Origin of the sequence: Kribbella sp. NPDC058245 (assembly GCF_042882005.1) — a bacterium.
Classification (GTDB): domain Bacteria; phylum Actinomycetota; class Actinomycetes; order Propionibacteriales; family Kribbellaceae; genus Kribbella.
In genome coordinates this window covers 215,457-241,693 of record NZ_JBHVWY010000003.1, presented here as the reverse complement: position 1 = coordinate 241,693, position 26,237 = coordinate 215,457, and the positions used below count along the sequence as shown (strand labels likewise).

Below are 26,237 nucleotides of genomic sequence, written 5' to 3'. Positions count from 1 at the left end.
GTCGTACTACTGCTCGCCGTGGGCGCCACGGCCGCTTGGCTGCTCCTCTAAAAGCTAAGCATCCCAGCGCACTTCCGCCTCACCGGGCCGGACCACACCGGCCTCGTAGGCGACGACGACGGCCTGGACTCGGCTGGACAACCCGAGCTTGGACAGCACGCTGCTGACATGGGTCTTCACCGTGGTCTCGCTGACGAACAGCTTGCTGGCCAGGTCGCGGTTCGACAGCCCGCGGGCCATCCAGACCAGGATCTCCCGCTCACGCTCGCTCAACTGGCTGAGCAACCCCGCCCAGCGCGCATCCGGCTGGGCGGGCGCGGAGGACGCCGTACCGCCGACTTGCCGTTCCAGCTCGACACATCGCTCCAGCAGGACGCGTGTCGACGCTGGGTCGACCAGTGAGTCGCCGCGGTGCACGGCTCGGACGGCTGCGACCAGCAGGTCCGGATCGGTGTCCTTGAGCAGGAATCCCGACGCCCCAGCCCGCACTGCACTCAGTACATAGGCCTCGTCGTCGAACGTCGTCAGCACCAGTACGGCGGGTTTCGACCGCCCGGCGGCCTTGTTCGCCGTGGTGATGCGCTCGGTCGCGACCAGACCGTCCATCACCGGCATCCGGATGTCCATCAGTACGACGTCAGGGTCGAACTGGTCGATCATCCGCAGCGCCTCCGCGCCGTCGCCGGCCTGCGCGACCGTGACCAGGTCCGGCTCATGGTCGAGGATCATCGCCAGGCCCATCCGGATCACGCCCTGGTCGTCAGCCACCAGGATCCGGATCTGGTCACTCAGTTCTGCGGCGGCAGCCATGCCTGCACTCTCCATCCACCCAAGGGGCCCGCCGCGACGGCCAGTGTGCCGCCGACCGCTGTGGCCCGTTCGCGCATCCCGATCAGCCCGTTCCCACGGCCGCTCTCGCTTCGCCGGGCGGTCTCCAGCACGTTCACCGGTGGTGGGCCACCGCTGCCGTTGTCGTCGATGGTGAGGAGTTCGCCCTGCGGACTACTCTGCCAGGTCACCCGAGCCGCGGTGGCCTTCGCGTGCACCATGACGTTGGTCAAAGCCTCCTGAATGATCCGTACGGCGGTCAGATCGGTGGCCGTGGTGAGCTGCTGCTGCCGGGTCGGCAGGAACATGGCGACATCGATCCCGACCGCCTTGAGCCGCTCACCCATCCGGGCCACGTCCTCCAGGTCGGGGACTGGCGCCGTACCGCCGCCGGAATCTGTCGGCTCGGCGCCTGGCGACGCGTTGAGCACTCGGACTGTCTCCCGCATCGCGGTCAACGCTTCCTTGCCGCTGGCAATGATCCAGCGGATCGCCTCGCGCAGGACCTCGGGCCGCTGGTCCGCGACGCGATCGGCGGCCTGGGCGCGGATCACGACCGCGCTGACGTGGTGCGAGATGACGTCGTGCAGGTCGCGGGCGATCCGGGTGCGCTCGGCGACCGCGGCCCGCTCCGCCTCGACCGCACGCAGGCGGACCAGCTCGGCGTTGCGCTGCTCGAGGACCGCGACGCTCTTGCGGCGCCGGCGCGCATCGGCGCCGAGCAGGACCATGCCGCAGATCAGGGCCTCGGCAAAGACGAACAGCGACACGTTGATGTAGCTGTACAGGCTCTGCAGATCGCTCGGCAGGTTCTCGTATCGCTTGCCGTACATGATCGCGCGGTTCGAATGGCCGAGTACGACCGCGACCACGGTCGGCAGACCGATCATCAGCCCGGCGAGGCTGCCCATCGCGAAGAAGCCGCTGACCAGACGCCGTACGCCGTTCGAGGCGGCGATGTATCCGGCGACCAGCAGCGGGACCAGGTGGATCTCGGACTGCAGAGCCGCGTCGGCGATCTCGGGCTGGCCGAACATCGTGAGCCCGAGCTGGGCGGCGAGTCCGGTACCGACCGCGGCGTACACGAACGGATAAAGGAGGGAGACCGCGATCAGCGTCGTCCGCGGGCGGCGGCGGCCGAAGGCGATGGTGGCGATCAGGAAGACGCCGGTGACCGCGGAGACCATCGGGTTCCGCGGGCGCAGCCAGCTGTCGTCGATCACACCGAGCCCGACGAACCAGATGATGGCGACGACGGCAGCCACCAACAGGTCCTGCTGGAGCTGCGACAGGCGTCGCCATGCGGTCATGTCGCCCAGCGTAGTCATCCGACTCTGAGTAACGCTTCGTCACAGCGGACGGAAAGTCTCCAACTTTCGGACGAGTCCGAACGTCCGAACTGATACTCAGGGCCTACTGGCGGCCCGGGAGGACGGTCCCTGGGACCGATGTGACACCGATGGCAATCCGAGAGGCTGTACCCATGACCGAACAGCTACCGCAGCGGCCACGCCGTACCGTGCGGTCGCGGTTGCTGTCCGTGACTGGGCTCGCCGTGATGGTGACAGTGATCGGCTCGGTGCTGATCTGGCACGCGCAGCTGGGCGAGTTCTTCTCGCCGACCGCCGACAAGGAACCGGTGATCTCGGGGCAGAACGCCCCAGCGGTCGCCGGCCCGCCGAGCGCCACCGTCAAGGTCAAGATCACGCCCACTCCGACGCCCACGCCCACGCCTTCGCAGAGCCCGAAACCCAAGCCCAGGCCCACGACCAGCCCGAAGCCGAAACCGACGACGGCGCCGAAGGCGGAGTACGGCGAGGAGAGCATCAACGGCCTGTCGCCGAAGCTGCGCACCCGCCTGAAGAAAGCGATGGTCGCGGCCCGCGCCGACGGCGTCACGATCCGGATCAACTCGGGCCGGCGGAGTGCCGCCAAGCAGCAGCGGCTGCTGAATGAAGCGATCAAGAAGTACGGCTCGTACCGCGAGGCGACTCGCTGGGTGCTGCCGCCTTCCAAGTCCGCGCACGTGCAGGGCAAGGCCGTCGACATCAAGCCGGCCGCCGCCATGCAGTGGCTGGACAAGAACGGCTGGCGCTACGGCGTCTGCCGCCGCTACGACAACGAACCCTGGCACTTCGAAGCACTGACGACGCCAGGAACCAAGTGCCCGCCGCGCGAAGCCAGCTCGACGGCCCACAAATAGTCCACCCTCACCACCGCCAGGAGCAGATCATGACGATGACCTACGCACAGCCGATGCCGACGCGCTACACCCGCGCCCGGCTCACCGTTCCCGCTCTGTGGCGGCAGGTGGTCCGTTCGAGTGCAGCCGCCACAGGAGGCGAGAAGATCGTGCCGGAGCCGGACCGGTCGGCGTACACGCAGTTGGAGATCTACGACGGCGTACTGGCTGCTTTCGAGCGCCGGGACGAGGTCGCCGCGGTGCTGGGGGCTGCGGGAGACCGGGAGACCGCCGTACGGCGTCTGCGCCAGGAGTTGGCGCTGACACACCTGCAGGCGACCGCACTGCTCGACCTGCCGCTCACCACCGAGTGCCGGGACCGGATCGCGCACCGGGCCGCCGAGTTGCGTACAGCGCTGGAGCGGTAACACTGGAATGTGTGATCACCCTGGAGCAGGCAGCACGGTTACGTAAGGCGGGTGTCCTGTGGACACCCGCGGCCGGCGACCGGTTCGTCGTACCGGACCGGGAGATGGACGACGACGTGTTCGTGGTGAGCGACATGACCGTCGAGGTGCACGACTACCAGGGCAGCAAGGTGATCGGCTTCAACGGCACCACGGAGTGGGCGCTGGACAGCATTGAGCAACGCGAGGTGATCTGGCTCCCTCGTGAGGAGCAGCTCCGCGCTCTGCTGGGCTCACACTTCGTTCGGCTGGAGGCGGGTTACACCGTGGAGTTGACCGGCTCTACGCACAGTTCGCCGGATGCCGAGCAGGCGTACGCGAACGCCGTACTGCATCTTCTGGACGCCTGAGTCACCGCAGGGTGTTCGGGCGCCAGTACTGCTTCTTGTCCTTGTCCTTCACGGTGTAGCCGAGTTTGGCCACCTCGTCGCGAAGCTCGCGCAGGTCGGCCTTGCCCTTGTCGCCGTCACCGAAGCTCTTCGCCCGAGCCTTCAGTACGGCGTTCGCTCCCGGCGGCAGCTCGGGTTCGTCCTCGACCCAGCGCCGGAACCGGTCCGCGTGTGGATCACCGGCATCCGACCACGGATAACCGTGCGCGCGGAACGCCTGCGGGATCTTCTGGGCGTCGCTCCTCAACTGGTCGTGCTTCTCCCGCGCGAGCTCGCGGGTGGTGGCGTCCAGCAGGACGATCTCCTTGCCGTCCAGGAACGCGGCCGCAACCTTGGTCCGCGGGACGGTGACGGTCTTCTCGTTCTTCAGGAACTCCACCGAGTCGTTGGTGATCGTCACCTTGAGTGTGTCGTCAAGCGCCATCGCTGCGAGCAGCAGGCCGCCGAGCAGGCCGACCACGATGCACACCACGACGACCCACCAGCCGTCCCAGCGGGCGACCAGCTCCAGCGGTCCCTGGAACGGAACCCACTTCTGCCGGCTCGCCCAGTCCGCGATCCGGGGCAGGAAGAATCCGAGAACCGCGCCCGCCAGCGGCAGACCGCCGTACAGGACGACTTTGTCTGTGACGGAGTGCCCGATCACCGTCTTGCTCTGCATGCTTCGAAATTAGCGTTTGTGGGCGGAACTTTAGTATCGAAGGACGACGACCGAAGGAGACTTGGTGACCGAGGGCATCTGGCTGCGCTTCCTGAGCGGCCCCGAGATCGATTCGCTGGGGCTGACCCGGACCGAGATCGTGGACGCGGTCGAGGGAGCGGTTCGCGAGCACGGTCTCGGCCGGACCTCGTTCGAACCGCGGGTGCACCTGATGCCGTCGAACGGCGGGATCGGTCATTTCAATGTGCTGCGCGGGCACTTGGACGGGCTGGGTCCACATGGGGTCAGTGGGGTGAAGGTCGTCGGGGACTTCGTGCCGAACTATGAGCGTGGGTTGCCGAGTGAGCTGGCGATGGCGACCCTGTTCGACCCGACTACCGGCGTACCGCTGGCTGTGTTGGATGCGACGTTCATTACGGCGGCTCGGACTGGGGCGATGACGACGGTCGGGGCGCGGTATTTGGCTCGGCGGGACAGCAAGATCCTGGCGCATGCCGGTGCACGCGGGACCGCGTGGTGGAACGTGACGATGCTTGATGACCTCTTTGATCTGGACGAGATTCGGGTGACGTCGCGGCGGCCGGAGTCGCGGGAGAAGTTCGCCGCTGAGCTCTCGGAAGAGCTGTCGACGCCGGTGCGGGTGGTTGCTACGGCGGAGGAGGCTTTTGACGGTGCCGATGTGCTGGTGGAGGCTACCCGGTTGATGGAGCCGGAGCCGTTGCTGCGGACGGCTGCGGTGAAGCCGGGGGCGTTCGTGGTGCCGTACGGGACGGTTAGCGCGGTGGAGCTGGATCTGCTGGATGTGATGGACAAGGTCGTGGTGGACGACTGGCGGGAGGCGCAGTCGGGGTCGTTCGGTGCCCTGCGGCGGCATGTGGACACGGGCCGGTTGTCGCCGTCGACTCTGTACGCCGAGTTGGGGCAGATCGTTTCGGGTCAGAAGCCCGGGCGCACGGATGATGCCGAACGCAACTTGTTCTGGCATCGGGGGTTGTCGTTGCTGGATGTGGCGATCGCGTATCTGATCCTGCAGAAGGCCGAAGCGGCTGACGTCGGCACGATGCTGCGGTTCCACTGACATGCTGATCAACCAGGCGTCGGACGTCGATCCGAGCAGTGCTGAGCCGATCGAGATCGGTCGGCCCTTGTTGGATGGATTGGCTGCAATCCGCGCTGAAGTCCTCGCTGCGCTTTCGGGTGGTGAGCCCGTGTACGGCGTCAACACCGGCATGGGTGCGATGAGCAAGGTGCGGTTGACCTCGTCCGAGCAGGCTGTTCACCAGCGCAATCTGTTGCTGGGGCGTGCCGTGGGTGGGCCGCCGTGGTTGCCGGCTGACGAGGCTCGTGCGGTGCTGCTCGGTCGGCTCCGAACCTTCCTGAACGGTGACTCGGGGGTGTCGGTCGAGCTGATCCAGCAATTGGTTGCCTTGATCAACAGTGGTCAGCTGCCGCAGATCCCCTTGGAGGGTGCAGGTTCGGCCGGCGAGATCATCCCGCTGGCTCATGCGTTCGCAGGGTTTGAGCCTGGGCCGAAGGAGGGGATCGCGTTGCTGGCAGGCATTCCCGGAGCAACAGGCCGCGCGGCTCTTCAGGTTGCGCGCGCTCGACGGCTCGCAGACCACCTGAGTGCTGTTGCCGCGGGCGCGATCGCGGTCATCGGGGCCAACAGAGCGCCGTACCAGCCGCTGGCGGGACGCGGGGACGACGTACTGGCTGGGGAGCTGGCTCGGTTGTTGGAGCTGGCGGGGCCGGAGGTTGAGCCGCGGAGTTTGCAGGCGCCGGTTTCGTTCCGGGTGGCTGGTCAGGTGATTGCCCATGTACGGCGGTCGATCGGCGATCTGGATGCGGCTGTCGGGCGGGCGTTCGATGGGGTGACGGACTCACCGGCGTACTTGGGTGGCGAGTTTGTGGGGACGGCCGGGTTCCACGGGATTGATCTGACGGCGTACTGCGATCAACTGGTGGTGGCCTTGGCGCATGCGGCGGAGGTTTCGGCGGCGCGGCTGCATCGGTTGCTGGACCCGGCGGTGACGGGGTTGCCAGCTCAATTGGCGCAGGAGCCGGGACCGCAGGCTGGGTTGGTGGCGGTGCACAAGCGGGCGGTGGCGACTACGCATCGGTTGCGGCGGCTGACGTTGCCGACGGCAATCGGTACGGCGGAGACGTCGAACGGGCAAGAGGATGTGCAGAGCTTCTCGTGGGAGGCGGTCGGCAACCTCGCGGAGGCTCTCCGCCTGACCCGCGAGGTCACCGCCTGCGAACTCCTGGCCGTCTATCAGGCCCATCTGCTGGCGAAGCGGCCGCTCCCGGTCAGCCTGCAGGCGGTAGCGGCCGTCGTACCGCCGATCGTTGCTGATCGACCGTTCGGGGAAGACCTGACCCGGCTGCTGGAGACCGTGCTTCAGCCCTGACCGGCGATGGCCTTCTGCAACTGGGGGATCAGGATCGGGAGGACGTACTTGATGCCGAGCGGACCGCCGATCGAGAACGCGCTGGATAACTCGCCGCTCGGCGTCGGGGTGTTGATCACTGGCGCACCGCCGAAGTAGGCGACGTGCTTGCCCTGGACTGCCGGAAGGGCGTTGTACAGCTTGCTCTTCTCGAGTCCGGGGTCGAGCTTCCCGGCGGCGTCGAGAGCGGCCAGGTAGATCACGTCGGCCTGGGCCTTGGTGGTCTGCTCGGCCGGGATCGCGACGTAGAAGTCGCCGTTCTCCATCGCGTCGACCTGCGGGTTCGTCTTGAAGCCGAGCGAGGTGAGCAGGTGCATCCGCGGGTCGGACGGCAGCCAGGCGTTCAAGACCGCGTTCGTGTAGACGCCGGCGGTGATGGTCTTGCCCGCGAACTCCGGGTTCGCTTTGGCGGCGTCGGTGAGCAGCGTCTCGGTCTGCTTGATCACCTCGCGGCCCTCGGTCGCCGTACCGGTGGCCTTGGCGATCTCGGCGACCTGGTCCTGCCACTTCACGCCGTACACGTTCTTGGTCCCGGCCGGGGCAGCGATCGTCGGCGCGATCGCGGTGAAGGTCTCGAACTCTTTCTTGTCGTTGATCGTGTTCACGTAAAGAATCAGGTCCGGCTGGAGGGCGGCGATCTCCTCGAACTTCGGCTCGAACGACTTCAGCAGCTTCGGGGCCGGCTGGTCGCCGAGCGCCGACTTCACCCAGCCGCGCATCTCGGTGTCGCCGAACCAGTCCGCGCCGCCGACCGGGACCACGCCGAGCGAGATCGCGGCCTCCATGTCACCGCCGCCGATCGCCACCACGCGCTGCGGCTTCGCCTTGATCGTGGTGGAGCCGAAGAGGTGATCGATCGTCACCGGGAAACCCGCCGTACCGCTGTCGCCGGCGGTCGTCTTCGGGGCCTCGTCCTGACCGCACGCGGTGAGACCGGTACCGAGGCCGAGCAGGGTGAGAACGACGGCCGCGGCGGCTCGGGAGCGAGGCAGCTTCATAAGGTTAGCCTAACCTGACCTGGCGGGATGCGCTGAGCGGGAAGAAGCCAGCGCGACACGCCGACTGCCGCGGAGTCGTAAGTAGCTTGCGGCCCTGCTGTGTCGTTCTCTTCGTAAAGCTAACCCCGAGGGGGTATCAGGCCACTGGTTGTATCCAGTAGCCTACGCGCGTGCGGCCGATATGGAGGAAGTCGTTGAAGCGGTTCGTGGTCCCACCGGACTGGCCGACGCCGCCCCGCCGAAGTTGGGTTCCGCCGAAGACCTGGCGCCCCGACCCCTCCTGGCCCGAGGCCCCTGACGACTGGCAGTTCTGGGTCGACGGCAAGGGTGAGCCGGTCCGTGGTCCGATCGGCCTGTACGCCGGACCTTCGCAGCGCACGGTGATTGCCGGAGCCGGTGCCTTGGTCCTGACGTTGGGCATCGTCTTCTGGGCGTTGTCCGCGGTTGGACTGTTCGGCGGTGGTAGTGAGGACACCGCTGCCCACATCGCCGGCGACGACGCCTCGACAACCCCGTCGGCCTCGCGGACTCCCGTCGTACCGTCGAAGTTGCCGACCGTCACGCCCTCCGCGCGCAAGCCGACGCCGACGCCGACGCCGCTCGGCGCAACCGCCGAGCCCACCCGCCGGCCCACGCCGACCCGGACGAGCTCGCAGCCGAAGCCGACGCCCACCAAAACCACCACGACGGTCAAGCCGTCGCGCCCCACCACCACCAAGCCCTCCACCGAAGAAGAGGCCCTCCGCCAGTACTGCGTCCAGCGCGGCTGGCCGGCCGAGTGGTGCGACCCCGACAACTGGAACAGCCCCTCAGACGACCCCCGCAACAACCCCACCCCCAACTAGCCGGACCGCCCCACCCCGCGCCTTCGCGCGCCCCGCAACCCTCCAACTCGGTGGATATCCCCTGAACTGGAGGGTTGCCCCCTGAAAATCTCGACGGGCAACCCTCCACCTGAGGGGGTAACCACTCCGGTGGCCACACTCGGTCGCCGACTTGCGTGTGATCCGTCGGGTGCGGGGATCAGGACGGGCCTCCCGCCCACGCCTCGCCTCGCCTCGTCGTACAACCCTCCAACTCGGTGGATATCCCCTGAGCTAGAGGGTTGCCCCCTGAAAATCTCGACGGGCAACCCCCCAACTGAGCGGGCAACCCCACGCCGGCCGAGGCGTTCGTGCCCGCTGAGCATTTGGACGGATATCCGCTGAAGGTGCTGGTTCTCCCCTTGAATTTCGAGGGGAGAAGGGGCGCTTTGCGGGGTTATCCGTTGAAATTTCGGCTCTTCTGACCCATTCGTGGGTGGTGGGCTGGCGGGTTAGCTGGGCGCTGTTTCACCGTTGGCGGTAGGTGATGTGCTTGTAGTTGTTGGGGGTGTGGACAGGAAACGGGGGCTGTGAACAAGGCATAGCTTGTTCACGGCCCCCGCGGGGGGTGCGCACCCCCGGGGCTGTGTCCGGCGCGCGGGATGCCGGACCTGTGCCACCGTCTAACCTCTCGTGCGGCTGCTCGTGCGGGTGATGCTGAGCGTGAACTGTCCGAGCCGCGCAGAGTTAGACGGTGCTGGCGGTCCGCCCCGCCACCCCACACCCTCCCCCTCCGCATCCTCCGGCCCCGGCGAGCACGGTGGGTTCAGTCGGTGTGCAGGACCAGTGGTCCGATGTCGAGTGGAAGGAGATTGCCGCCAGCAATCGATGTCCAGCAGCACGGTGCGTTCAGTCGACGACGCATTCCCCCCGCTCGCCGATGACGTCGCCCGACACCCTGCGATTGGACGGCAACCCGCCGGTCCGACAACGCGCGAGCCACCCACACCTACGTCACAACAGCCGAAATTTCGCCGGTGGGTCAGACGACGTTTTGTTCGGTTCTTAGGTGGTCCGTGGCGAAGCGGCGAGCGTTCATGGGGGTGACGTCGACGAAGGGGCGTCGGTCCAGGTAGAGGTCTCGGATGATTTCGCCGACGGCGGGGCGTTGGAGGAAGCCGTGGCCGGAGAAGCCGGTGGCGTAGAGGAAGCGGGTCAGGTGGTCGGCTTCGCCGATGAGGGCGTCATGGTCGGGGGTTACCTCGTAGAGGCCGGCCCAGCCGCCGGTGAGGCCGACGTCGAGGAGTGCCGGGGCTCGGCGTTCCATTGCGGTGGTGAGGCGGGGGAGCCAGGCGTCGGTGCGGTCGAGGTGGAAGCCGGGAAGTTCGTCGGGGTCGGACATGCCGACGAGGAGGCCGGGGCCTTCGCGGTGGAAGTAGAAGGTGCTGGTGAAGTCGATCGTCATCGGCAGCGTGGGCGGGAGGTTGGGGATCGCCTCGGTGACCACGATCTGGCGGCGCAGTGGGGTGACGGGCAGGTTGAGGCCGAGCGGGGCCGCGAGGTCGGCCGACCAGGCGCCGGCGGCGCAGATCACTGTGCTGGTGCGGACGGTGCCCAGGCTGGTTCGGACCGTGGTGATGTTGTTGCCGACGGCATCGATACCGACGACGCCGCAACCGGTGATCAGGGTGGCGCCGAGACGGCGGGCGGCGGTGGCATACCCCAGTACGACGGACTCCGGCGTACAGTGCCCGTCTGCTGGGGAGAAGCAAGCGCCGGCCAGGCCGTCGGGGGCGAGGATCGGTGCGAGTGACAGGGTCTCGTCGACGCCGATCATCCGGGTCGGTAGGCCGACGGCGCGTTGGCGGATCGTGCTCTCGCGGAAGAGCTCGAGCTGGTCGTCGTTCTCCAGCAGGAACAGGTAGCCGACCCGGTGCAGGTCGATCTCCTGCCCGGGCCGTTGCGCGAAGTTGGCGAACGCCTCGAGGCTGCGCGCGCCGAGGGCGATGTTCAGGTCGTCGGAGAAGTTCGCCCGTACGCCGCCGGCTGCCTTCGAGGTCGAACCGGAACCGAGTGCGTTTCGCTCCAGCAGCAGTACGCGTTCGACCCCGGCCTCGGCCAGGTGGAACGCGATGCTCGTCCCCATCACCCCGCCGCCGACGATCACCACGTCGGCGGCCTCCGGCAGTACTCCGCTCATGGCAACAAGAAGTCCAGATCGGCCTCGACGGTCTCGGTGTCCATTTGAGCCTTCTGCAGCTTGCCGGAGTAGTCCCAGTTCATCGACTGCCAGCGGGTGAACTGATCGAGCACCCAGATCCCGCTCTGCCGGGAACCGTTGCCTGACTTGCCATTCCCGCCGAAGGGTAGGTGCGCTTCGGCGCCCGAGGTCGAGTTGTTGACGCTGACCATGCCGGCCGAGATGCCTTGTGCGAACCGGAACGCCTCGTTCGGATCGGTGGTGTAGATCGAGCTCGACAGCCCGTAGCCAGGCTTGTTGCCCAAGGCAATTGCTTCGGGCAAGGTCGAGTACGTCGTGATGCCGACGATCGGACCGAAGGTCTCGTTCAGGAACAGCTCGTCGTCGGAGCGCACCCCGTCGACGATCACCGGGTGGTAGAACAGCCCGGCCGCGGGCTCGCCCACGAATCCTTCGCGCGGGTTGTCCGCGCCGACCCGGCCGGTCGCGCCGATCACCGTGTGGTGGGCCGCGATCCAGCCCAGCGTCTTCTCGAATCCGGCCGCGAACTTCTCGTCCAGTAACGGGCCGAACAGCACGTCCTGTGTCGGATCGCCCATCGCTGCACCGGCGACCGCAGCGGTGAACCGCTCCACGAAGGCGTCGTGGATCGACTCGTGCACGATCACCGTGCCAAGCGACGTACAGCGTTGTCCCGCCGTACCGAAGCCGGAGAACAGGGCGCCTTCAACGGCGAGGTCGAGATCGGCACTCGCGCTGATCACCATCGGGTTCTTGCCGCCGAGCTCCAGGCACGGCGTCTGCAGGTGGCGTCCGCACAGCTCGCCAATCTGCGTGCCCACTGCGCTCGATCCAGTGAAGCCGACCTTGTCGATCAGACCGGCCTGCAGCGACTGCTCCAACCCCGCGAACGTGTCCGGACCATCGGCGTACACGACGTTGAAGACCCCAGCCGGTACGCCGGCGTGCGCGAACAGTTCGTAGAACGCGTCGGACATCACTGCCGAGTACTCCGCGGGCTTCCAGACGACTGTGTTGCCGCAGAGGAGCGCTGGGACGATGTACCAGGACGGTACGGCGACCGGGAAGTTGCCGGCGGTGATGATCGCGACCGTGCCGATCGGGCGGCGGAAGGTGAAGAGCTGCTTGTCCGGCATCTCCGACGGAACGGTCTGCCCGTACAGCCGGCGACCTTCGCCGATGAAGAAGTCGCAGGTGTCGATGATCTCCTGGACCTCGCCTCGCGCTTCGGCGATCGGCTTGCCGATCTCTCGGGTGACGAGCGCGGCCAGCCGCTCCTTGTTGGCGGTCATCAGCCGGCCGACGTTCGCGATCACCTGACCGCGCTGCGGTGCCGGCGTCGCCGCCCACGCGCCCTGCGCAGCCCGAGCCGCCTCGGCCGCCCGCACGAACACGTCCGGGCCCGCGCTGCCCACCGTCCCGACGACGTCGCTCAACTGCGCCGGGTTCGTCGACTCGGTACGACGTACCGCCTCCGCAACCCGTTCGCCGGCCACCACGGACACTACGTCGACACCCATCCGAATCCCCTCAGCTCGATGAACACCCCCACCCTCACCCACCACGCCCTCCCTCGCCACCCCAACCCGCATTTGGTGGGTCATCTCATCAAGTGGACGCGCGTCTGATGGGTTAACCCATCGGGTTGTGGGTTATGGACCCATGTGGGTGCAGAACCCACAAGCTGGTGGGGGAACCCATGAGCTGGCGGTGGGCGGGGGTGCGTTTGGGGGGTTAACCCATGGGGTGGTGGGTTATGGACCCGCATGCGAGTGCAGAACCCGCAAGCTGGTGGGGGAACCCATCAGATGGTGATAGGTGAGACGCGATTTGGTGGGGCCGCCCATGGGGGTGTGGGTGGGCTCACGGCATGCGATGGGCCCTCCCGCACGGTGGTGGGTCAGCCCACCAAAGTGGTGGGTCAGCCCATCAAATGGGGAGGGTCAGGAGGGGACTTTGCGGTTGGCGTAGAGCTCAGGGACGGGGAGGGGGAGGCGCCAGAAGCGGGTGGGGGAGTTGACCATGCCGTAGCGGAGGGCGATGTGGCGCATCACGCGGAGCGGGCCGCCGATCAGGATGATGGCCAGGGGGATCTCGAGGAGGGCCGCGCTGAGCAGGGCTTGCATGAGGTCGCTGCGCTGGCTGGTGAGGACGTCGAACCAGGCGTCGCAGAGCAGGAGGACGCCGGAGACCACGGCGGTCGGGAAGACGATCACGCGGCGCTTCCAGCCGGCGATCGCGGTGAGGGCGAGCGAGGCGAGCAGGATGATGTCGAAGCCGACCCAGGTCGCCACCCAGTGCCGGGCGACGTAGTGGTTGGGCAGCGTGACGGCCAGGTAGACGGTCCACGGGATCAGGGCCAGCGCGGCGAGCAGGATCAGCAGGGTCCGCCACTTCCGGATCCGGTTGATCGTGCGCACCGAGGGTCCGCCGGCCGGGCGCGGGGCCAGCCGGAGGATCAGCTCACGGCGCTCCGCCGGGGTCAGGGCGGCGATCTGTTCGTCGGTCAGGCTCACGTTTCCAGTATCCCGACGGCGTCCAGCACCCTCTTGTGATTGCATTCACAAGCGCTTAGAATGGACGCCCGGAGCAACCGTGGAGGTGTCGACGATGACCAGCCGCAAGCCCCCCAGTATGTCGATGCAGGACTGGATCGACCTCCAGTTGAGCGAGGCCGAGAAGGCCGGCAAGTTCGACGACCTGGTCGGCGCGGGGAAGCCGCTGAAGCTCGCGGACCAGCACGACCCGGACTGGTGGGTGAAGGACTTCATCCGCCGGGAGAACATCGACACCGAGGCGCTGCTGCCGCCGGCCATGCTGCTCCGCAAGGAGAAGAAAGAGGTCCGGCAGAAGGTCGCGAAGATGCGCCGCGAGTCCGAGGTCCGCGACTACCTCGCCGACCTGAACCAGCGCATCGTGCTCGCCATCCGCGATACCACCGGCCCGGTGATCCCGGTCGGGAAGGTCGACGCCGAGGCGGCGCTCAAGCAGTGGCGCGTGGACCACGAGGAGTGGTTGGAGGATCGCCGCCGCGCCGCAGCGCGCGCGGCCGCGGAGTCCGCCGTACCGTCGAAGAAGAAGTCGATCTGGCAGCGGATCTTCAGCTGAACTCCCGATGCCGGGTGGGGCGGGGCGGCCTCCACCCGGCACCGGGCATTACGTCGTGAGCAACGCGCGCGCCGCGGACTCGATCGTCTCTTCGCTGAGCAACACCTGCCGTGCGGCGTCGCCGAGTGGGACGAAGGAATCCGCTGAGGTGACGCGGCCCAGGCGCCCGGTGTAGCCGTGGTCGATCAGGGCGGCGAGCACGCCTTCGGAGACGCCGCCGGATCGCCGGGTCTCGTCGACCACGAGTACGCGGCCGGTGGCTGTTGCCTCACGCAACAAATCCTCCACCGGCAACGGCGCCAGCCAGCGCAGATCGAGAACCCGTACGCCGGGCAGTCGCGCCGCCACGCGCAGACTCATCGGTACGCCGTTCCCGAACGTCACCAACGTCAGTTCCGTGCCTCCGCCGTACGTCCGACCGCGCCCGATCGGCACCGGCGAGGTCGGGTACGGCGTGAGCCACGCGTCGTCGGCCTCGTCGTACAGATCGCGCCGGTGGTAGAGCGCGATCGGCTCCAGGAAGACGCTGACCGTGCCCGACGAACGCGCCGCGGCCGCGCAGGCGTGCAGCATCGCCGCCGCGTCATCCGGTCGCGAGGGGGACGCGATCACGAGACCCGGGATGTCACGCAGTACGCCGATCGCGTCGTCGTTGTGGAAATGCCCGCCGAACCCCTTCTGGTAGCCGTAGCCCGCGATCCGCAACACCATCGGGTTCGCGTACTGCTCCTGCGAGAAGAACTTCAGCGACGCCGCCTCACCGCGCAACTGATCCTCGGCGTTGTGCAGATAGGCCAGGTACTGAATCTCCGGGATCGGTAGCAGCCCGGACACACCAGCCCCGAGTGCGAGCCCAAGGATCGACTGCTCATCAAGCAGCGTGTCGAAGACCCGGGCTGCGCCATGCGTCTTCTGCAGTCCACGCGTCACGCCGTACACGCCGCCCTTGCGACTGACGTCCTCGCCGAAGACCATCGCCTCCGGATAAGACGCCAGTACGTCGCTCAGGGCGCGATTGATGGACTGGCTGAGCGTCAACCGCTCCGTGGCCGGCGTGAGCTGCGGCAGTGCGTGGGCGACGGCCACTGGATCGGGGAAGCGCAGCGGAGCAGCGACAGCCTCGGCCGAAGACAGCTGCGGCAGGCCGGAGACCTCAGCCGCGATCCGCATCGCCTCGGAGCGCTTGTCCTCGTAGAGATCGATCACCTCGTCAGCGCTGAGCCCAGCGCCGAGCAGACGACGCGCAGTCCCCAGCAAGGGGTCCAACACCTCGTCGGCCGCGACCTCCGCCGTACTCCGGTACGCCGCCTCAACGTCGGACCCGGCATGCCCGAGCAACCGGACTGTCCGCAGGCGCAAGAACGCCGGCCGCCGATTCCGCCGTACGAAGGTGGCCGCCTCCATCGCCATCGTCAGCGTCGCGACGAGATCGGTGCCATCGGCATCGAAATATCGCAGCCCCGGCCGCGACCCGTAGGCCTGCTTGATCCACCCGTCCGGCGTCCGCACGCTGATGCCGAGCCCGTTGTCCTCGCAGACCATCAGCAGCGGCATCGGCATGCCCTGGTACGACGTATGCAGAGCAGCGTTGATCGCGCCCGTCGCCGTGGAGTGGTTCGCCGACGCATCACCGAAGCTCGTCACGACGATCGCATCCGCGGGCCAAGGCGACGGTACGCCGAGCTTCGCGGCCCGGGCCATCGAGAACGCAACCCCCATCGCGCGGGGCAGGTGGGACGCGATCGTCGAGGTCTGCGGGATGATCGCCAGGTCGTGGCGGCCGAAGACCTTGTGCCGGCCGCCCGAGATCGGTTCGGTGGTCGCGGCGGCGACCCCGAGCAGGATGTCGCGCAGCCCGTCCTTCACCCCGCACTGATCAGCGCGGGCCAGGTAGAACGCGCCGGAGCGGTAGTGCAGCAGCGCGGGATCGGTCGGCCTCAGCGCTGCAGCAACGGCTGCGTTGCCCTCGTGACCGGCTGACCCGATCGTGTAGAAGCCGTGGCCCTGTGCCTGCATCCACCGGGCTGCGAGATCCGCGTGCCGGCTGCCGAGCTGAGCGTCGTACAGGCTGCGCAGCAGGTCTGCGGAGTAGTCGCAAGGGGCGGGTTTGAGGGCGCGCACACGCTCAGCGAACCGCTCGTCTACGCCGATCATGGGGTGCTCACCCGCGGCGTGAAGGTCCTCATTGAATACATGATCCGGGAAGAACGCCGAGACCACAGCTCGGGCCGGTCATATTCTGTCGGTGCCGGGTGGCACGATCGGCCGGAGAGCGTGGAGGAGGCGATCATGAGCGCGGGGTGGAAGGCGGTTCGACCGCTGCGGCACCGCGACTACCGGCTGCTCTGGATCGGGCTGGCGGTGGCGCTGCTCGGGAGCGGGCTGTGGCTGGTCGCGCTCGCCTGGCAGGTGATCGAGCTCGGTGGTGGGCCGGTTCAGCTGTCGGTGGTGACGACGGCGTACAGCATCGGGCTGGTTGTCTGCGTCCTGTTCGGTGGGGTCGCGGCCGATCGGTTGTCGCAACGCCTGGTGATGGTGGCGGCCGATGTCGTGCGTGGGTGCGTGCTGCTGGTCGTGGCCGGGCTCGCGCTGACTGAGCTGCTCGAGGTTTGGCATCTGGCGGGAGCGGCCGTGCTGATCGGGGCCGGCGAGGCGTTCCTGATCCCGGCGTACACGGCGCTCGTGCCGAAGCTGCTGCCTGCCGAGGAGTTGTTGGCGGCCAACGGGCTCGAAGGGACGCTGCGGCCGTTGGCGCAGCAGGCGACCGGGCCTGCGCTCGGCGGTCTGGTGATCGCCGCGATGTCGCCGGGGCTGGCGATCCTGATCACGGCGTTCACCTACTTCTTCTCCGCCGGCTGCGTGCTGGCGATGCGGATCCCGGCGTCTGAGCCGACCGAGCCCGCCGAGGATCGGGTGACCGGCGTGAGAGCGATGGCTGCAGATCTCCGAGAGGGTTGGGCCTATGTACGGCGGACGAGGTGGTTGCTGGCGTCGCTGCTGTTCGGCACGGTGTTCGTGCTGCTGATCCTCGGTCCGCTGGAGGTGCTGCTGCCGTTCGCGGTCAAGGATCAACTAGGCGGCGGGCCGAGTGACTTCGGCCTGGTCCTCGCGGCCTTCGGGATCGGCGGGGCGATCGGTGCGCTACTGATCTCCTCGCGCAGTCTGCCGCGGCGCTACCTGACCGTGATGACGTTGATGTGGGGCTTCGGTGCGTTACCGATCGTGGTCCTCGGCGTGGCTCAGCACCTCTGGGTGATGGCGGTCGGTGCCGCGCTGGTCGGTGCGACCGGCTCGGCGGCGATGGTCATCTGGGGCACGCTGCTCCAGCGCCGGGTTCCCGACCAGCTCCGCGGCCGGATCTCCAGCCTCGACTTCTTCGTCTCGCTGCTGCTGATGCCGGTCTCGATGGCGCTGGCCGGTCCCGCCGGTGCGCTGATCGGGATCCCCGCCGTCTTCGTCATCGCCGGAGTCGGGCCGGCGCTCATCTGCGTCCTGGTCGTCTACTGGGGTCGCCTGCCCTCCGACGAGCTGGCGAACCCGCTCGATCCCGCTCCGGAGCCTGCGCCCGCCTGATCTGCACGATCGGCCATGACAACCTTTCGCGAGGTTCCAGACGTCTTTGTTTGGGGAACGGTGGGATAGGGCCGCTCGTTCTATGGAGTAGTGGGTGGGATTTACGTGAGGTGGGCGTCACTGTGAGTGTGCAGCGGGTGGTGGTTGCTGCCGGTTTGGGTGCCGGGACGGTTGGGGCACTCACCGGCGTACTGCTGCTTGGCCCGATGGGGGCCTCGCTGCTGCTCGGGGTCGTGTTCCTGATCGTCTGGCCGCTGGCCGCGGTCATTCGGAACGTTGTCGACGACACCCCGGACTATTCGGCGATCACGGTCGCCGGGCTCGCCGCGGTGGGCGTGCTGTGCCTGCCCGGGCTCGTGCGCCTGGTCGCGGACGGCGCGTTCGGTGCCGCGACGCTGCTCGTCGGCGCGGTCGTCTTCGTGCTGATCGATCTCGTCGTACCGGAGCGTCGCGAGCGGCCGACGCGGCGGCAGCGCCGGATCCGGCGGTTGACCGAGGAGCAGTTCCTTCAGGACGAGGCGCTGATCGCGTCGCTGCAGTGCCCGCTGAGCATCAGCGAGCTGTGCGATGTCTGGGTCGAGACGGCCGGTCAGCTGGCGATGGGCGCGGACATGCGCGATCGGCAGGCGGTCGCCGAGGTGCGGCGGATCTGCCTGGACGAGTTCGAGCGCCGGAACCCGGTCGGTTTCCAGCGCTGGCTCGACGCCGGTGCACCGCCCGACCCGACCACCTACCTGATGGCCCGCGGGTCCTAAGAAGCCTTCTTCTTCGCGGAAGTCTTCGCCGGAGCCTTCTTCCGGGGTGCGGCTTTCTTCTTGGTCGTGCGCGAGGCGCGGGACTTGCGGGCAGCCTCGACGCTGGCGCGCAGCGCGCTGACCAGATCGGTCGGGGTGGTCGCCTCCGGCTCCTCCTCGGAGTAGACGACCTCCTTGCCCTTCCGCTTGGTCTCGACGAGCTTCTTCACCCGGTCGGTGTAGGTGTCCTTGTACGCCGACGGTTTCCACTCGCCGCTCATCGCCTCGACCAGATCCGCGGCCATGGTCAGCTGCTTACCCGCCCGGGACCTGGCCGGCAGGCTCTCCAGTTCGGCCACCGGGTCGCGGATCTCGTCGGCGAAGTACATCGTCTCCAGGACCAGTACCTTGTCCTGCGCCCGGATCGCGGCCAGGTACTCCTTGCCGCGCATCACGAACTTCGCGATCCCGGCCCGGTTGGTCTTCGCCAGCGCGTCCCGCAACAGCCCGTACGACGAGGCGTTGTCGCCCTCCTTCGGGCCCAGGTAGTAGCTCTTCTGGAAGTGGATCGGGTCGATCTCGTCCAGGTCGACGAAGGTGTCGATCTCCAGTGAGCGTGACTTGCCCGGGGCGATGTCGTCCAGCTCGGCCGGCTCGACCACGACGTACTTGCCGTTGCCGAGGTCGTGACCCTTCACGATCTTGTCGAACGCGACCTCACGGCCGGTCCGTTCGTTGACCCGCTTGTACCGGATCCGGTCCGACGTACCGCGCTGGAACTGGTGGAAGTCCAGCTCGTGTTCCTCGGTCGCGCTGTACAGCCCGACCGGTACCGAGACCAGCCCGAAGGTGATGTAACCGCTCCAGATCGAACGCGCCATGCGCGCCCGGTACCCACCTCACATGCGGTTGTAGCGTTTGCGCGCCTCGCGGCTCTCCTTCTGGGCGTCGCGGGCGGTACGGCGGGCTTCGTCGAGCTCGGCCCCGAGGTTGTGCACGAGTTGTTGCGCGTCCGCGAGCGCCTCGCGGGCGTCGTCGAGTTGTTTGTCGAGATCCTCGACGCGCGATTCCGCGGCCTGGGCCTCCTTGACCGCGGCCTCGAAGGCCTGCTTGGCCTCGGCGCGGGCGGCGGCCTCGCGTTCCTCGGCCTCGCGGCGGGCGCGGTCCTCTTCCTGCTCGGCCTTGGTGTCGGCGGCTTCCTCGGCCTGCTGGGTCTTGCGGCGAGCCCGCGCCGCTTCGCGACGCTCGTCCGTGAGCGGAGTGACGTTGGTGGGCTCACCGTTCTCGTCGACGACCCCGAAACCGACATGCCGGAGCGCGCTGCTCAAACGCCCTTCCCGTACGGCGTCGCCCGCGGCCGGGTCGACGAGCGCGGCATCGAGCGTCTCGCGGAGCTTCTGGGTGACATCCGCACTGACCTTCTGACCGGCCTCTTTGGCGAGCCGACCGGCCTCCTTGACCAGCTTGTCGAGCAACTGGTGGCGCTTCGGTGTGAGCTCGCGGAGCCGGTCGCCGTCCATGTCCGCGGTCGCTTCGCGGAACTCGTCGCCCAGGGCGATCAGGTCGTCCAGATCGTCCGCCGCGTGCTGCGCGACCAGGTTCGTCACCCAGGCGGCGACGGTCGGCTTCCGCAGCGCCTTCAGCCGTGTCGAGGCGAGCTGGTCACCGTCAGCCTTCAGCTCCTTGGCCAGCTCGTTGCGCGTCGCAATGAAGTCGGCCGCCGGGCTCGCGTACAGCTGGTCCGCCGCCTCCTCGAAGTCCACCCGACCGACGCTACCCGAAAGCTGACAGGTTCTGGCAGGTTGACGTGGTTGGCTCGCGCGGTGAACGAATGCTGCTCCGTGGCCGACCTCCGCCAGTACACGCTGCACCCAGGGCAGCGCGACACCCTGATCGATCTGTTCGACGAACACTTCGTCGAAGGCCAGGAGGTGTGCGGAATGCACATCGCCGGCCAGTTCCGCGACCTGGACGACCCTGACCGGTTCGTCTGGCTCCGCGGCTTCCGCAGCCTGGACGCCCGCGCCGAAGCCCTCAAGGCCTTCTACTACGGGCCAACGTGGCGCGCGCACGCCGAAGCCGCCAACGCAACCATGCTCGACTCCGACAACGCCCTGTTGCTGGAGCCGATTCACCTAGGCCCGGACTACCCGCAGGTGAGCTCTCCGCGCACTGCAGTTGCTCCCAACACGGTGGTTGGGGGGATGGTGCATCCGGCCGATGCCGGGTTCGAGGAACACTTCCGGCAGGAGATGCTTCCGGTGCTGGGCGAGCTGGGGATCTCCCCACTCGCGATCTTCCGGAGCCTTCGCGTACCGAACAACTTCCCGGCGCTCCCGCTGCGCGACGACACCGTTCTCGTCTGGCTTGCACGGTTCGCGGACGACTCGGCGTACGGGTCTTGAAGGAGTGGGATGGGCAGGTGCTCCGGCTGGGGCCGACCGCACGATCACAGCTGCGCTGATCGCGCCGACAACTTGAGGGGATATCCGCCCGAACTGCCCTTCGCCAGCCAAAAATCGGCTCTTGTGACGTAGGTGTGGGTGGTCCGCGCGTTGTCGGACCGGCGGGTTGCCGTCCGATCGCAAGGTCTCCGGCGATCCGATCCGCGAGTGCGGGGAGAGTGGGTGTGGGGTGGCGAGGGCGGACCGCCAGCACCGTCTAACTCTGCGCGGCTTGGACAGTTCAGGCTCAGCATCACCTGCACGAGTAGCCGCGCGGCAGGTTGGACGGTGGCGCAGGTCCGGCACCCGGGCGCCGGATACAACCCGGGGGCGCGCACACCCCGCGGGGACTTGAACAAGCTATGCCTTGTTCACAGTCCCCATTTCCTGTCCACACCCCAACAACCGCAACCAGGTCACCTACCGCCAACGGTCGAACAACACCCAGCCAGCCCACCAGCACGCCGGCCAACTGACCCACCACACGGAGAACAGACCGGTACGCCGTACCACCTACGAATGAGTCAGAAGAGCCCAAAATTCGAGGGGAGAACCAGCAACTTCAGCGGATATCCCCTCAAATGGACAGTCGGCGCGGAGGCCGCTGCGCGCGGGCTGGTGTTCGGCTGTCGATAAATAGTTTGCGCGCCTGGGTGCGGCCAGGCATTCTGAATCGCGAACCGTGCGGCGACGAGCGCTGCCTGGGCTTAAGGAGGGCTGACGAATGGCTATCACTGTGCTGGGCCATGCCCGCGTCAGTCTCACCTCGAGCTTCAGGAGCACCTCCGTTGTCTTCAGACGTCTTTCGTTCCGAATCTGACTTCTTCGCTACCTCAGATCAGTACTCTTTCGAATTCCAGCAGGTCGACGAAACTCTGGCGCCCAACCAGCGCTGGACCACCTGGCTGGACGTCGAGCGCGGTTCTCGCGGGCCTGAGCCCCGCCCCTCGTGGGTGGTGACGGCACAGGCCGCGATCGACACCGAGCTCGGCGTCCTCAAAACCGGTAAGGAAGCTGATGTCTTCCTGATCGAGCGCGCCGTCGAAGCCATCGGCGATGCGCCCGCACAGTCCTCGTTGCTCGCCGCCAAGCGGTACCGCACCGAGGAACACCGGTCCTTTCACCGCAGTACGTCGTACGTCGAAGGCCGTCGTACTCGCAACAGCCGCGACAGCCGTGCCATGGCCAAGAAGACCCAGCACGGGCGCAGCGTTGCGGCCGGGCAGTGGGCCGGCGCCGAATGGGGTGCACTGAACCAGCTCTGGAAGGCTGGGGTTCCGGTGCCGTACCCGGTCCAGATCGACGGGACCGAGCTGTTGATGGAGTTCATCGACGACGGTGAGGGCGGTGCCGCGCCTCGGCTCGCCCAGGTCCGCCCGTCGAAGGAACTGCTCGGTGAGTACTTCGAGCAGCTGCGGGGCGCCATGCGTGAACTCGCCCGGGCCGGACTCGCGCACGGCGACCTGTCGCCGTACAACGTGCTGGCCCAGGGCGAGCGGATCGTGATGATCGATCTGCCGCAGGTGATCGATGTCGTCGGCAACCCGAAGGGGATGGAGTTCCTCCTCCGGGACTGCCACAACATGGCGACCTACTTCACCAGCCGGGGCTTGGAGATCGACGAACAGGAGTTGTTCGCCGATCTCCTCAGCATGGTGTTCTAGAGCAGCAGAGTTAAGAGATGGCCTGGGCAGCCGCGCGGCCGGCGGTACGGCCGGTGAAGAGGCAACCGCCGACGAAGGTGCCTTCGAGGGAGCGGTATCCGTGGATGCCGCCACCCCCGAAACCGGCCACTTCGCCGGCCGCGTAGACCCCGGGCAACGGCGTACCGTCGGTGCGCAGGACGCGTGAGTCCAGGTCGGTCTGCAGACCGCCGAGAGACTTGCGGGTCAGGATGTTCAGCCGTACGGCGATCAGCGGGCCGGCCTTGGGATCGAGGATCCGGTGTGGAGTGGCGACCCGGATCAGCTTGTCACCGCGGTAGTTGCGGGCGCCGCGCAACGCGGTGACCTGCAGGTCCTTGGTGAAGGTGTTGGTCATTTCGCGATCGCGGGCGACGATCTGGCGCTCCAGATCGGCCAGGTCGATCAGGTTGTCACCGGTCAGGTCGTTCATCCCGCGGACCAGGGCGGGCAGGTTGTCGCGGATCACGAAGTCGGCGCCGCGGTCCATGAACGCCTTCACCGGCGGCGTCGGTCCACCGCGGGCCCGGCCGAGGACGGCCTTGATGTCCTTGCCGGTCAGATCCGGGTTCTGCTCCTGGCCGGAGAGGGTGAACTCCTTGTCGATGATCTTCTGGGTGAGCACGAACCACGTGTAGTCGTAGCCGGTGGTCATGATGTGCTCGAGCGTGCCGAGGGTGTCGAAGCCGGGGAACAGCGGGACCGGCAGTCGCTTCCCGGTGGCGTCGAACCACAGCGACGAGGGGCCGGGCAGGATCCGGATGCCGTGCATCGGCCAGATCGGGTCCCAGTTCTGGATGCCTTCGGTGTAGTGCCACATCCGGTCGCGGTTCACGTACCGGCCGCCGGCCTGCTCGGTGATCGCGAGCATCCGGCCGTCGACATGCGCCGGTACGCCGCTGATCATCCGCTTCGGGGGTTCGCCCATCCGCTTCGGCCATTGCGCGCGGACGAGATCGTGGTTACCGCCGATACCGCCGGACGTGACGATGACCGCCTGGGCGGACAGCTCGAAGTCGCTCACCTCGGTCCGCGAACTCGCCTGCCCACGCAGGACGCTGCTCGGCTCCAAGACCTTGCCGGAGACGCCGTCGACGACACCGCCGGTGACAGTCAGTTCGTCGACGCGGTGCCGGAAGCGGAACTCCACCAGGCCCTTGGCGACGGCTTCGCGGACGCGTCGCTCGAACGGCGCGACCAGACCAGGGCCGGTGCCCCAGGTGATGTGGAACCGCGGGACCGAGTTGCCGTGACCGTCGGCGTTGTACCCACCGCGCTCGGCCCACCCGACCACGGGGAAGAACCGCACACCCTGGGCATGCAGCCACGACCGCTTCTCGCCGGCGGTCCAGTCGACGTACGCCTCGGCCCACTGCCGGGCCCACTTGTCCTCGTCGTCCAGCCGGTCGAACCCGGCCGAGCCGAGCCAGTCCTGCCACGCGAGTTCGTGCGAGTCCTTGATGCCGAGCCGGCGCTGTTCGGGCGAGTCCACGAACATCAGCCCGCCGAACGACCAGAACGCCTGGCCGCCCAGCGACGCCTCCGGCTCCTGGTCCAGCAGCAGCACCTTCTTGCCGGCGTCGGCCAGCTCCGCGGTCGCTGCCAGCCCGGCCAGTCCCGCCCCCACCACGATCACATCGGCGTCCATGCGCCCATGTATACCGGACGGTAGGCAGGCCTGAGGTAGACATGGACTCTGATGCGCGTAGTTGCAAGAATGTCGGGTGTGACGATCCTTTCCGCGCAAGATCTCGTGCTGCATGCCGCTGCCCTGGGCGGGGAGAACCCGCTGCCGCCGCTGCGCAGCCATCAAGAGGTGCACGAGGTCCGCAACCTCGCCGAACTGCCGCCCGACCTGCAGGCGAACATCCAGTACGGCGGCCTGCGCAGCACCCTGCCGTGTCTGGATCAGGACGGCTATGACCGGACGCTCGTCGAGACCGCGCTCCCGTCGCTGGTCCTGGAGAACGACCACATCCGCGCCGTCGTACTGCCGAGCCTTGGCGGTCGGCTCTACTCGCTCGTGCACAAGGCGACCGACACGGAACTGCTCTACCGCAACCCGGTCTTCCAGGCGGCAAACCTTGCGCTGCGCAACGCGTGGTTCGCGGGCGGCGTCGAGTGGAACGTCGGGAGCACCGGCCACTGGACCGGGACGTGTTCTCCGATGCACGCGGCCCGCGTCGAGGGCCCGGACGGTACGCCGATCCTGCGGTTGTGGGAGCTGGAGCGGACGCGGAACCTGATCACCCAACTCGACTTCTGGCTGCCGGACGACTCCGAGTTCCTGTACGTCGGCGTGCGGCTGCAGAATCCGGCCGACCATGACGTACCGGCGTACTGGTGGTCGAACATCGCGGTCGAGCAGTCGGAGCGGACGCGGGTGCTGGTGCCGGCGGATCAGGCGTGGCGCTACGGGTACGGCGCTCGGCTGGATCTGATCGACGTGACGAGCGAACTGACCTATCCGACCCGGCACGACAAGGCGGTCGACTTCTTCTTCGAGCCGCTGCCCGGCGAGCGGCCGTGGATCGCGTCAGTCGATGCCGAGGGCAACGGATTGGCGCAGGCGTCGACCGAGCGCTTGCAGGGCCGGAAGCTGTTCGTCTGGGGTGAGGCCGCGGGCGGTCGGCGCTGGCAGGAATGGCTGGCGCCGGGGCTCGAGGGTCCTGGATATGCAGAGATCCAGGCGGGGCTGGCGCGGACCCAGATGGAGCACTTGAAGTTGCCTGGGGCAACTGCTTGGCAATGGCTGGAGGCGTACGGGCGAGTGTCGGCGGACCCGGTCGCGGCGCACGACGACGACTGGCAGGTCGCACGAGCAGCCGGCGGTACGGCGTTGCGTCCGCTTCTGGATGGGATGCCGGAGCGCGAGGCTGAGTGGTCGACCGTCGTGGACGCGGTCCCGGCCGAGCGGTTGGCGGTCGGGTCGGGCTGGGGCGCGTTGGAATTGGCGCGGACCGGGTGGACGGTGTCGGCGGGAACGCCGTTCGATCCGGACACGATGACCGCGCGGGAACGGGCATGGTTGCCGTTGCTGGATGGACAGTTGCCGGTTGCGGACGCCGTACCGGATGGGACGTTGGTGTCGTGGCGGGAACTGTTGGAGAAGGCGGCGGACAACTGGCTGGTCTGGTATCACCGCGGAGTTGCGCGGTACTACGCCGGTGATGAGGCGGGCGCGCTGGAGGCGTGGCGTGAGTCCGGGGACAACCCGTGGGCGCTGCGCAACATCGGGTTCGTGACGGGTGACCTCGACGCCTATCGACGTGCCGTTGAGCTGCGTCCGGACCTCGTCGAATTGCGGGTCGAGGCACTCACGTTGTCATTGGATCCGGCCTTGTTCGAGGGCGCGCCGGATGATCCGCGGATCCAGCTGCTCCGGGTGCGGGCCGCGCTCGAGTCCGGCGACCCGCAGACCGCCCACGAACTGCTGGCGGCAGGCATTCAGTTGGCGACGGTGCGCGAGGGTGCGAACCCACTGACCGACTACTGGCTGGCGACGGAGGAGGCCCTGGGGACCGGTCGCCCGGTGCCTCCCGAGTACCAGTTCGGCATGAGCGGAAGCTGACGGGACAAATTCTTCTCCGAACCCGGAACCGAGTAGATCTTCCTGGCGTCTCACCGTCGTGCGGCAAAGGCCGCGCAGTCATTTCGACAACGACCGCGTCGCTCGCGGGCGACGCGTCGGGGGTGA

General features: G+C 67.7%; 23 protein-coding genes. 12 read left to right on the top strand and 11 right to left on the bottom strand.

Features of this window, described 5'->3' with window-relative positions; genetic code table 11:
- Positions 1-54: 54 nt before the first annotated feature.
- Both ACFVWG_RS07695 and ACFVWG_RS07690 read right to left on the bottom strand, forming a co-directional pair.
- Complete coding sequence (locus ACFVWG_RS07695; RefSeq protein ID WP_391542684.1) at positions 55-792, bottom strand: response regulator; 738 nt, start codon at positions 790-792, stop codon at positions 55-57.
- The gene (locus tag ACFVWG_RS07690; RefSeq protein WP_391542365.1) at positions 789-2,138 is read right to left on the bottom strand and encodes a sensor histidine kinase; all 1,350 of its coding nucleotides are present in this window, start codon (positions 2,136-2,138) and stop codon (positions 789-791) included. Before ACFVWG_RS07690 ends, ACFVWG_RS07695 begins: the two co-directional genes overlap by 4 nt.
- Before the next feature lie 173 nt (positions 2,139-2,311).
- On the opposite strand from ACFVWG_RS07690, the gene ACFVWG_RS07685 reads away from it, so the two are divergent.
- From ACFVWG_RS07685 to ACFVWG_RS07675, 3 genes are read left to right on the top strand one after another with little or no spacing between them, the layout of a single operon-like run.
- Complete coding sequence (locus ACFVWG_RS07685; protein ID WP_391542364.1) at positions 2,312-3,031, top strand: M15 family metallopeptidase; 720 nt, start codon at positions 2,312-2,314, stop codon at positions 3,029-3,031.
- Between the two features lie 29 nt (positions 3,032-3,060).
- On the top strand, positions 3,061-3,438 hold the full coding sequence (locus ACFVWG_RS07680; protein ID WP_391542363.1) for a hypothetical protein: 378 nt from the start codon (positions 3,061-3,063) through the stop codon (positions 3,436-3,438).
- Positions 3,439-3,449: 11 nt separating this feature from the next.
- Positions 3,450-3,827: a pilus assembly protein CpaE gene (locus ACFVWG_RS07675; RefSeq protein WP_391542362.1), complete on the top strand. Its 378-nt coding sequence runs from the start codon at positions 3,450-3,452 to the stop codon at positions 3,825-3,827.
- Position 3,828: 1 nt separating this feature from the next.
- Here ACFVWG_RS07675 and ACFVWG_RS07670 read toward each other — a convergent pair whose 3' ends face one another.
- Positions 3,829-4,527, bottom strand: coding sequence for a hypothetical protein (locus ACFVWG_RS07670; protein WP_391542361.1), 699 nt, complete (start codon positions 4,525-4,527; stop codon positions 3,829-3,831).
- Between the two features lie 64 nt (positions 4,528-4,591).
- On the opposite strand from ACFVWG_RS07670, the gene ACFVWG_RS07665 reads away from it, so the two are divergent.
- Positions 4,592-5,605 carry an ornithine cyclodeaminase family protein gene (locus ACFVWG_RS07665; protein WP_391542360.1) on the top strand — a complete coding sequence of 338 codons (1,014 nt, stop codon included), beginning with the start codon at positions 4,592-4,594 and terminating at the stop codon, positions 5,603-5,605.
- 1 nt (position 5,606) lies between these two features.
- Positions 5,607-6,938 (top strand): aromatic amino acid lyase, encoded by a 1,332-nt coding sequence (locus ACFVWG_RS07660; protein WP_391542359.1) that lies wholly within the window; start codon positions 5,607-5,609, stop codon positions 6,936-6,938.
- Here the strand turns inward: ACFVWG_RS07660 and ACFVWG_RS07655 are convergent.
- Complete coding sequence (locus ACFVWG_RS07655) at positions 6,929-7,975, bottom strand: ABC transporter substrate-binding protein (RefSeq protein ID WP_391542358.1); 1,047 nt, start codon at positions 7,973-7,975, stop codon at positions 6,929-6,931. The two genes, ACFVWG_RS07660 and ACFVWG_RS07655, sit on opposite strands and share 10 nt — an antisense overlap.
- A 194-nt stretch (positions 7,976-8,169) precedes the next feature.
- Here ACFVWG_RS07655 and ACFVWG_RS07650 point away from each other — a divergent pair, with 194 nt between their 5' ends.
- On the top strand, positions 8,170-8,820 hold the full coding sequence (locus ACFVWG_RS07650) for a hypothetical protein (RefSeq protein WP_391542357.1): 651 nt from the start codon (positions 8,170-8,172) through the stop codon (positions 8,818-8,820).
- Between the two features lie 1,000 nt (positions 8,821-9,820).
- Here the strand turns inward: ACFVWG_RS07650 and ACFVWG_RS07645 are convergent.
- The 3 genes from ACFVWG_RS07645 to ACFVWG_RS07635 form a co-directional block, all read right to left on the bottom strand.
- Positions 9,821-10,978 (bottom strand): NAD(P)/FAD-dependent oxidoreductase, encoded by a 1,158-nt coding sequence (locus tag ACFVWG_RS07645; RefSeq protein ID WP_391542356.1) that lies wholly within the window; start codon positions 10,976-10,978, stop codon positions 9,821-9,823.
- Positions 10,975-12,519 (bottom strand): aldehyde dehydrogenase family protein, encoded by a 1,545-nt coding sequence (locus ACFVWG_RS07640; protein ID WP_391542355.1) that lies wholly within the window; start codon positions 12,517-12,519, stop codon positions 10,975-10,977. Before ACFVWG_RS07640 ends, ACFVWG_RS07645 begins: the two co-directional genes overlap by 4 nt.
- Before the next feature lie 423 nt (positions 12,520-12,942).
- Entirely contained in the window at positions 12,943-13,515 is a 573-nt protein-coding gene (locus ACFVWG_RS07635; protein ID WP_391542354.1) for a hypothetical protein, read from the bottom strand.
- A gap of 94 nt (positions 13,516-13,609) precedes the next feature.
- Here ACFVWG_RS07635 and ACFVWG_RS07630 point away from each other — a divergent pair, with 94 nt between their 5' ends.
- Positions 13,610-14,107 carry a DUF1992 domain-containing protein gene (locus ACFVWG_RS07630; RefSeq protein WP_391542353.1) on the top strand — a complete coding sequence of 166 codons (498 nt, stop codon included), beginning with the start codon at positions 13,610-13,612 and terminating at the stop codon, positions 14,105-14,107.
- Between the two features lie 48 nt (positions 14,108-14,155).
- Here the strand turns inward: ACFVWG_RS07630 and ACFVWG_RS07625 are convergent, their stop codons facing one another.
- Positions 14,156-16,261 carry a thiamine pyrophosphate-dependent enzyme gene (locus tag ACFVWG_RS07625; protein WP_391542352.1) on the bottom strand — a complete coding sequence of 702 codons (2,106 nt, stop codon included), beginning with the start codon at positions 16,259-16,261 and terminating at the stop codon, positions 14,156-14,158.
- A gap of 135 nt (positions 16,262-16,396) precedes the next feature.
- On the opposite strand from ACFVWG_RS07625, the gene ACFVWG_RS07620 reads away from it, so the two are divergent.
- Both ACFVWG_RS07620 and ACFVWG_RS07615 read left to right on the top strand, forming a co-directional pair.
- Positions 16,397-17,680: an MFS transporter gene (locus tag ACFVWG_RS07620; protein WP_391542351.1), complete on the top strand. Its 1,284-nt coding sequence runs from the start codon at positions 16,397-16,399 to the stop codon at positions 17,678-17,680.
- Between the two features lie 122 nt (positions 17,681-17,802).
- The gene (locus ACFVWG_RS07615) at positions 17,803-18,435 is read left to right on the top strand and encodes a hypothetical protein (RefSeq protein ID WP_391542350.1); all 633 of its coding nucleotides are present in this window, start codon (positions 17,803-17,805) and stop codon (positions 18,433-18,435) included.
- Here the strand turns inward: ACFVWG_RS07615 and ACFVWG_RS07610 are convergent.
- Positions 18,432-19,295: a Ku protein gene (locus ACFVWG_RS07610; RefSeq protein ID WP_391542349.1), complete on the bottom strand. Its 864-nt coding sequence runs from the start codon at positions 19,293-19,295 to the stop codon at positions 18,432-18,434. The genes ACFVWG_RS07615 and ACFVWG_RS07610 overlap by 4 nt on opposite strands.
- Positions 19,296-19,313: 18 nt before the next feature.
- Positions 19,314-20,177: a hypothetical protein gene (locus ACFVWG_RS07605; RefSeq protein WP_391542348.1), complete on the bottom strand. Its 864-nt coding sequence runs from the start codon at positions 20,175-20,177 to the stop codon at positions 19,314-19,316.
- A gap of 60 nt (positions 20,178-20,237) precedes the next feature.
- Between ACFVWG_RS07605 and ACFVWG_RS07600 the strand changes: the two genes are divergently transcribed.
- Both ACFVWG_RS07600 and ACFVWG_RS07595 read left to right on the top strand, forming a co-directional pair.
- The gene (locus ACFVWG_RS07600; protein WP_391542347.1) at positions 20,238-20,819 is read left to right on the top strand and encodes an NIPSNAP family protein; all 582 of its coding nucleotides are present in this window, start codon (positions 20,238-20,240) and stop codon (positions 20,817-20,819) included.
- Positions 20,820-21,646: 827 nt separating this feature from the next.
- On the top strand, positions 21,647-22,522 hold the full coding sequence (locus ACFVWG_RS07595; protein WP_391542346.1) for a serine protein kinase RIO: 876 nt from the start codon (positions 21,647-21,649) through the stop codon (positions 22,520-22,522).
- A gap of 10 nt (positions 22,523-22,532) precedes the next feature.
- On the opposite strand, the gene ACFVWG_RS07590 is transcribed toward ACFVWG_RS07595, so the two are convergent.
- Complete coding sequence (locus ACFVWG_RS07590; protein ID WP_391542345.1) at positions 22,533-24,188, bottom strand: FAD-binding dehydrogenase; 1,656 nt, start codon at positions 24,186-24,188, stop codon at positions 22,533-22,535.
- Positions 24,189-24,266: 78 nt separating this feature from the next.
- Between ACFVWG_RS07590 and ACFVWG_RS07585 the strand changes: the two genes are divergently transcribed.
- Positions 24,267-26,111 carry a DUF5107 domain-containing protein gene (locus tag ACFVWG_RS07585; protein WP_391542344.1) on the top strand — a complete coding sequence of 615 codons (1,845 nt, stop codon included), beginning with the start codon at positions 24,267-24,269 and terminating at the stop codon, positions 26,109-26,111.
- The last annotated feature ends 126 nt before the right edge of the window (positions 26,112-26,237 follow it).

What these genes read in the sequence shown, in the direction of transcription:
- ACFVWG_RS07690 (WP_391542365.1), bottom strand. Translation starts at nt 2,138, where the DNA reads ATGACCGCATGGCGACGCCTGTCGCAGCTCCAGCAGGACCTGTTGGTG.
- ACFVWG_RS07685 (WP_391542364.1), top strand. Translation starts at nt 2,312, where the DNA reads ATGACCGAACAGCTACCGCAGCGGCCACGCCGTACCGTGCGGTCGCGG.
- ACFVWG_RS07680 (WP_391542363.1), top strand. Translation starts at nt 3,061, where the DNA reads ATGACGATGACCTACGCACAGCCGATGCCGACGCGCTACACCCGCGCC.
- ACFVWG_RS07670 (WP_391542361.1), bottom strand. Translation starts at nt 4,527, where the DNA reads ATGCAGAGCAAGACGGTGATCGGGCACTCCGTCACAGACAAAGTCGTC.
- ACFVWG_RS07660 (WP_391542359.1), top strand. Translation starts at nt 5,607, where the DNA reads ATGCTGATCAACCAGGCGTCGGACGTCGATCCGAGCAGTGCTGAGCCG.
- ACFVWG_RS07655 (WP_391542358.1), bottom strand. Translation starts at nt 7,975, where the DNA reads ATGAAGCTGCCTCGCTCCCGAGCCGCCGCGGCCGTCGTTCTCACCCTG.
- ACFVWG_RS07645 (WP_391542356.1), bottom strand. Translation starts at nt 10,978, where the DNA reads ATGAGCGGAGTACTGCCGGAGGCCGCCGACGTGGTGATCGTCGGCGGC.
- ACFVWG_RS07640 (WP_391542355.1), bottom strand. Translation starts at nt 12,519, where the DNA reads ATGGGTGTCGACGTAGTGTCCGTGGTGGCCGGCGAACGGGTTGCGGAG.
- ACFVWG_RS07630 (WP_391542353.1), top strand. Translation starts at nt 13,610, where the DNA reads ATGACCAGCCGCAAGCCCCCCAGTATGTCGATGCAGGACTGGATCGAC.
- ACFVWG_RS07625 (WP_391542352.1), bottom strand. Translation starts at nt 16,261, where the DNA reads ATGATCGGCGTAGACGAGCGGTTCGCTGAGCGTGTGCGCGCCCTCAAA.
- ACFVWG_RS07620 (WP_391542351.1), top strand. Translation starts at nt 16,397, where the DNA reads ATGAGCGCGGGGTGGAAGGCGGTTCGACCGCTGCGGCACCGCGACTAC.
- ACFVWG_RS07610 (WP_391542349.1), bottom strand. Translation starts at nt 19,295, where the DNA reads ATGGCGCGTTCGATCTGGAGCGGTTACATCACCTTCGGGCTGGTCTCG.
- ACFVWG_RS07590 (WP_391542345.1), bottom strand. Translation starts at nt 24,188, where the DNA reads ATGGACGCCGATGTGATCGTGGTGGGGGCGGGACTGGCCGGGCTGGCA.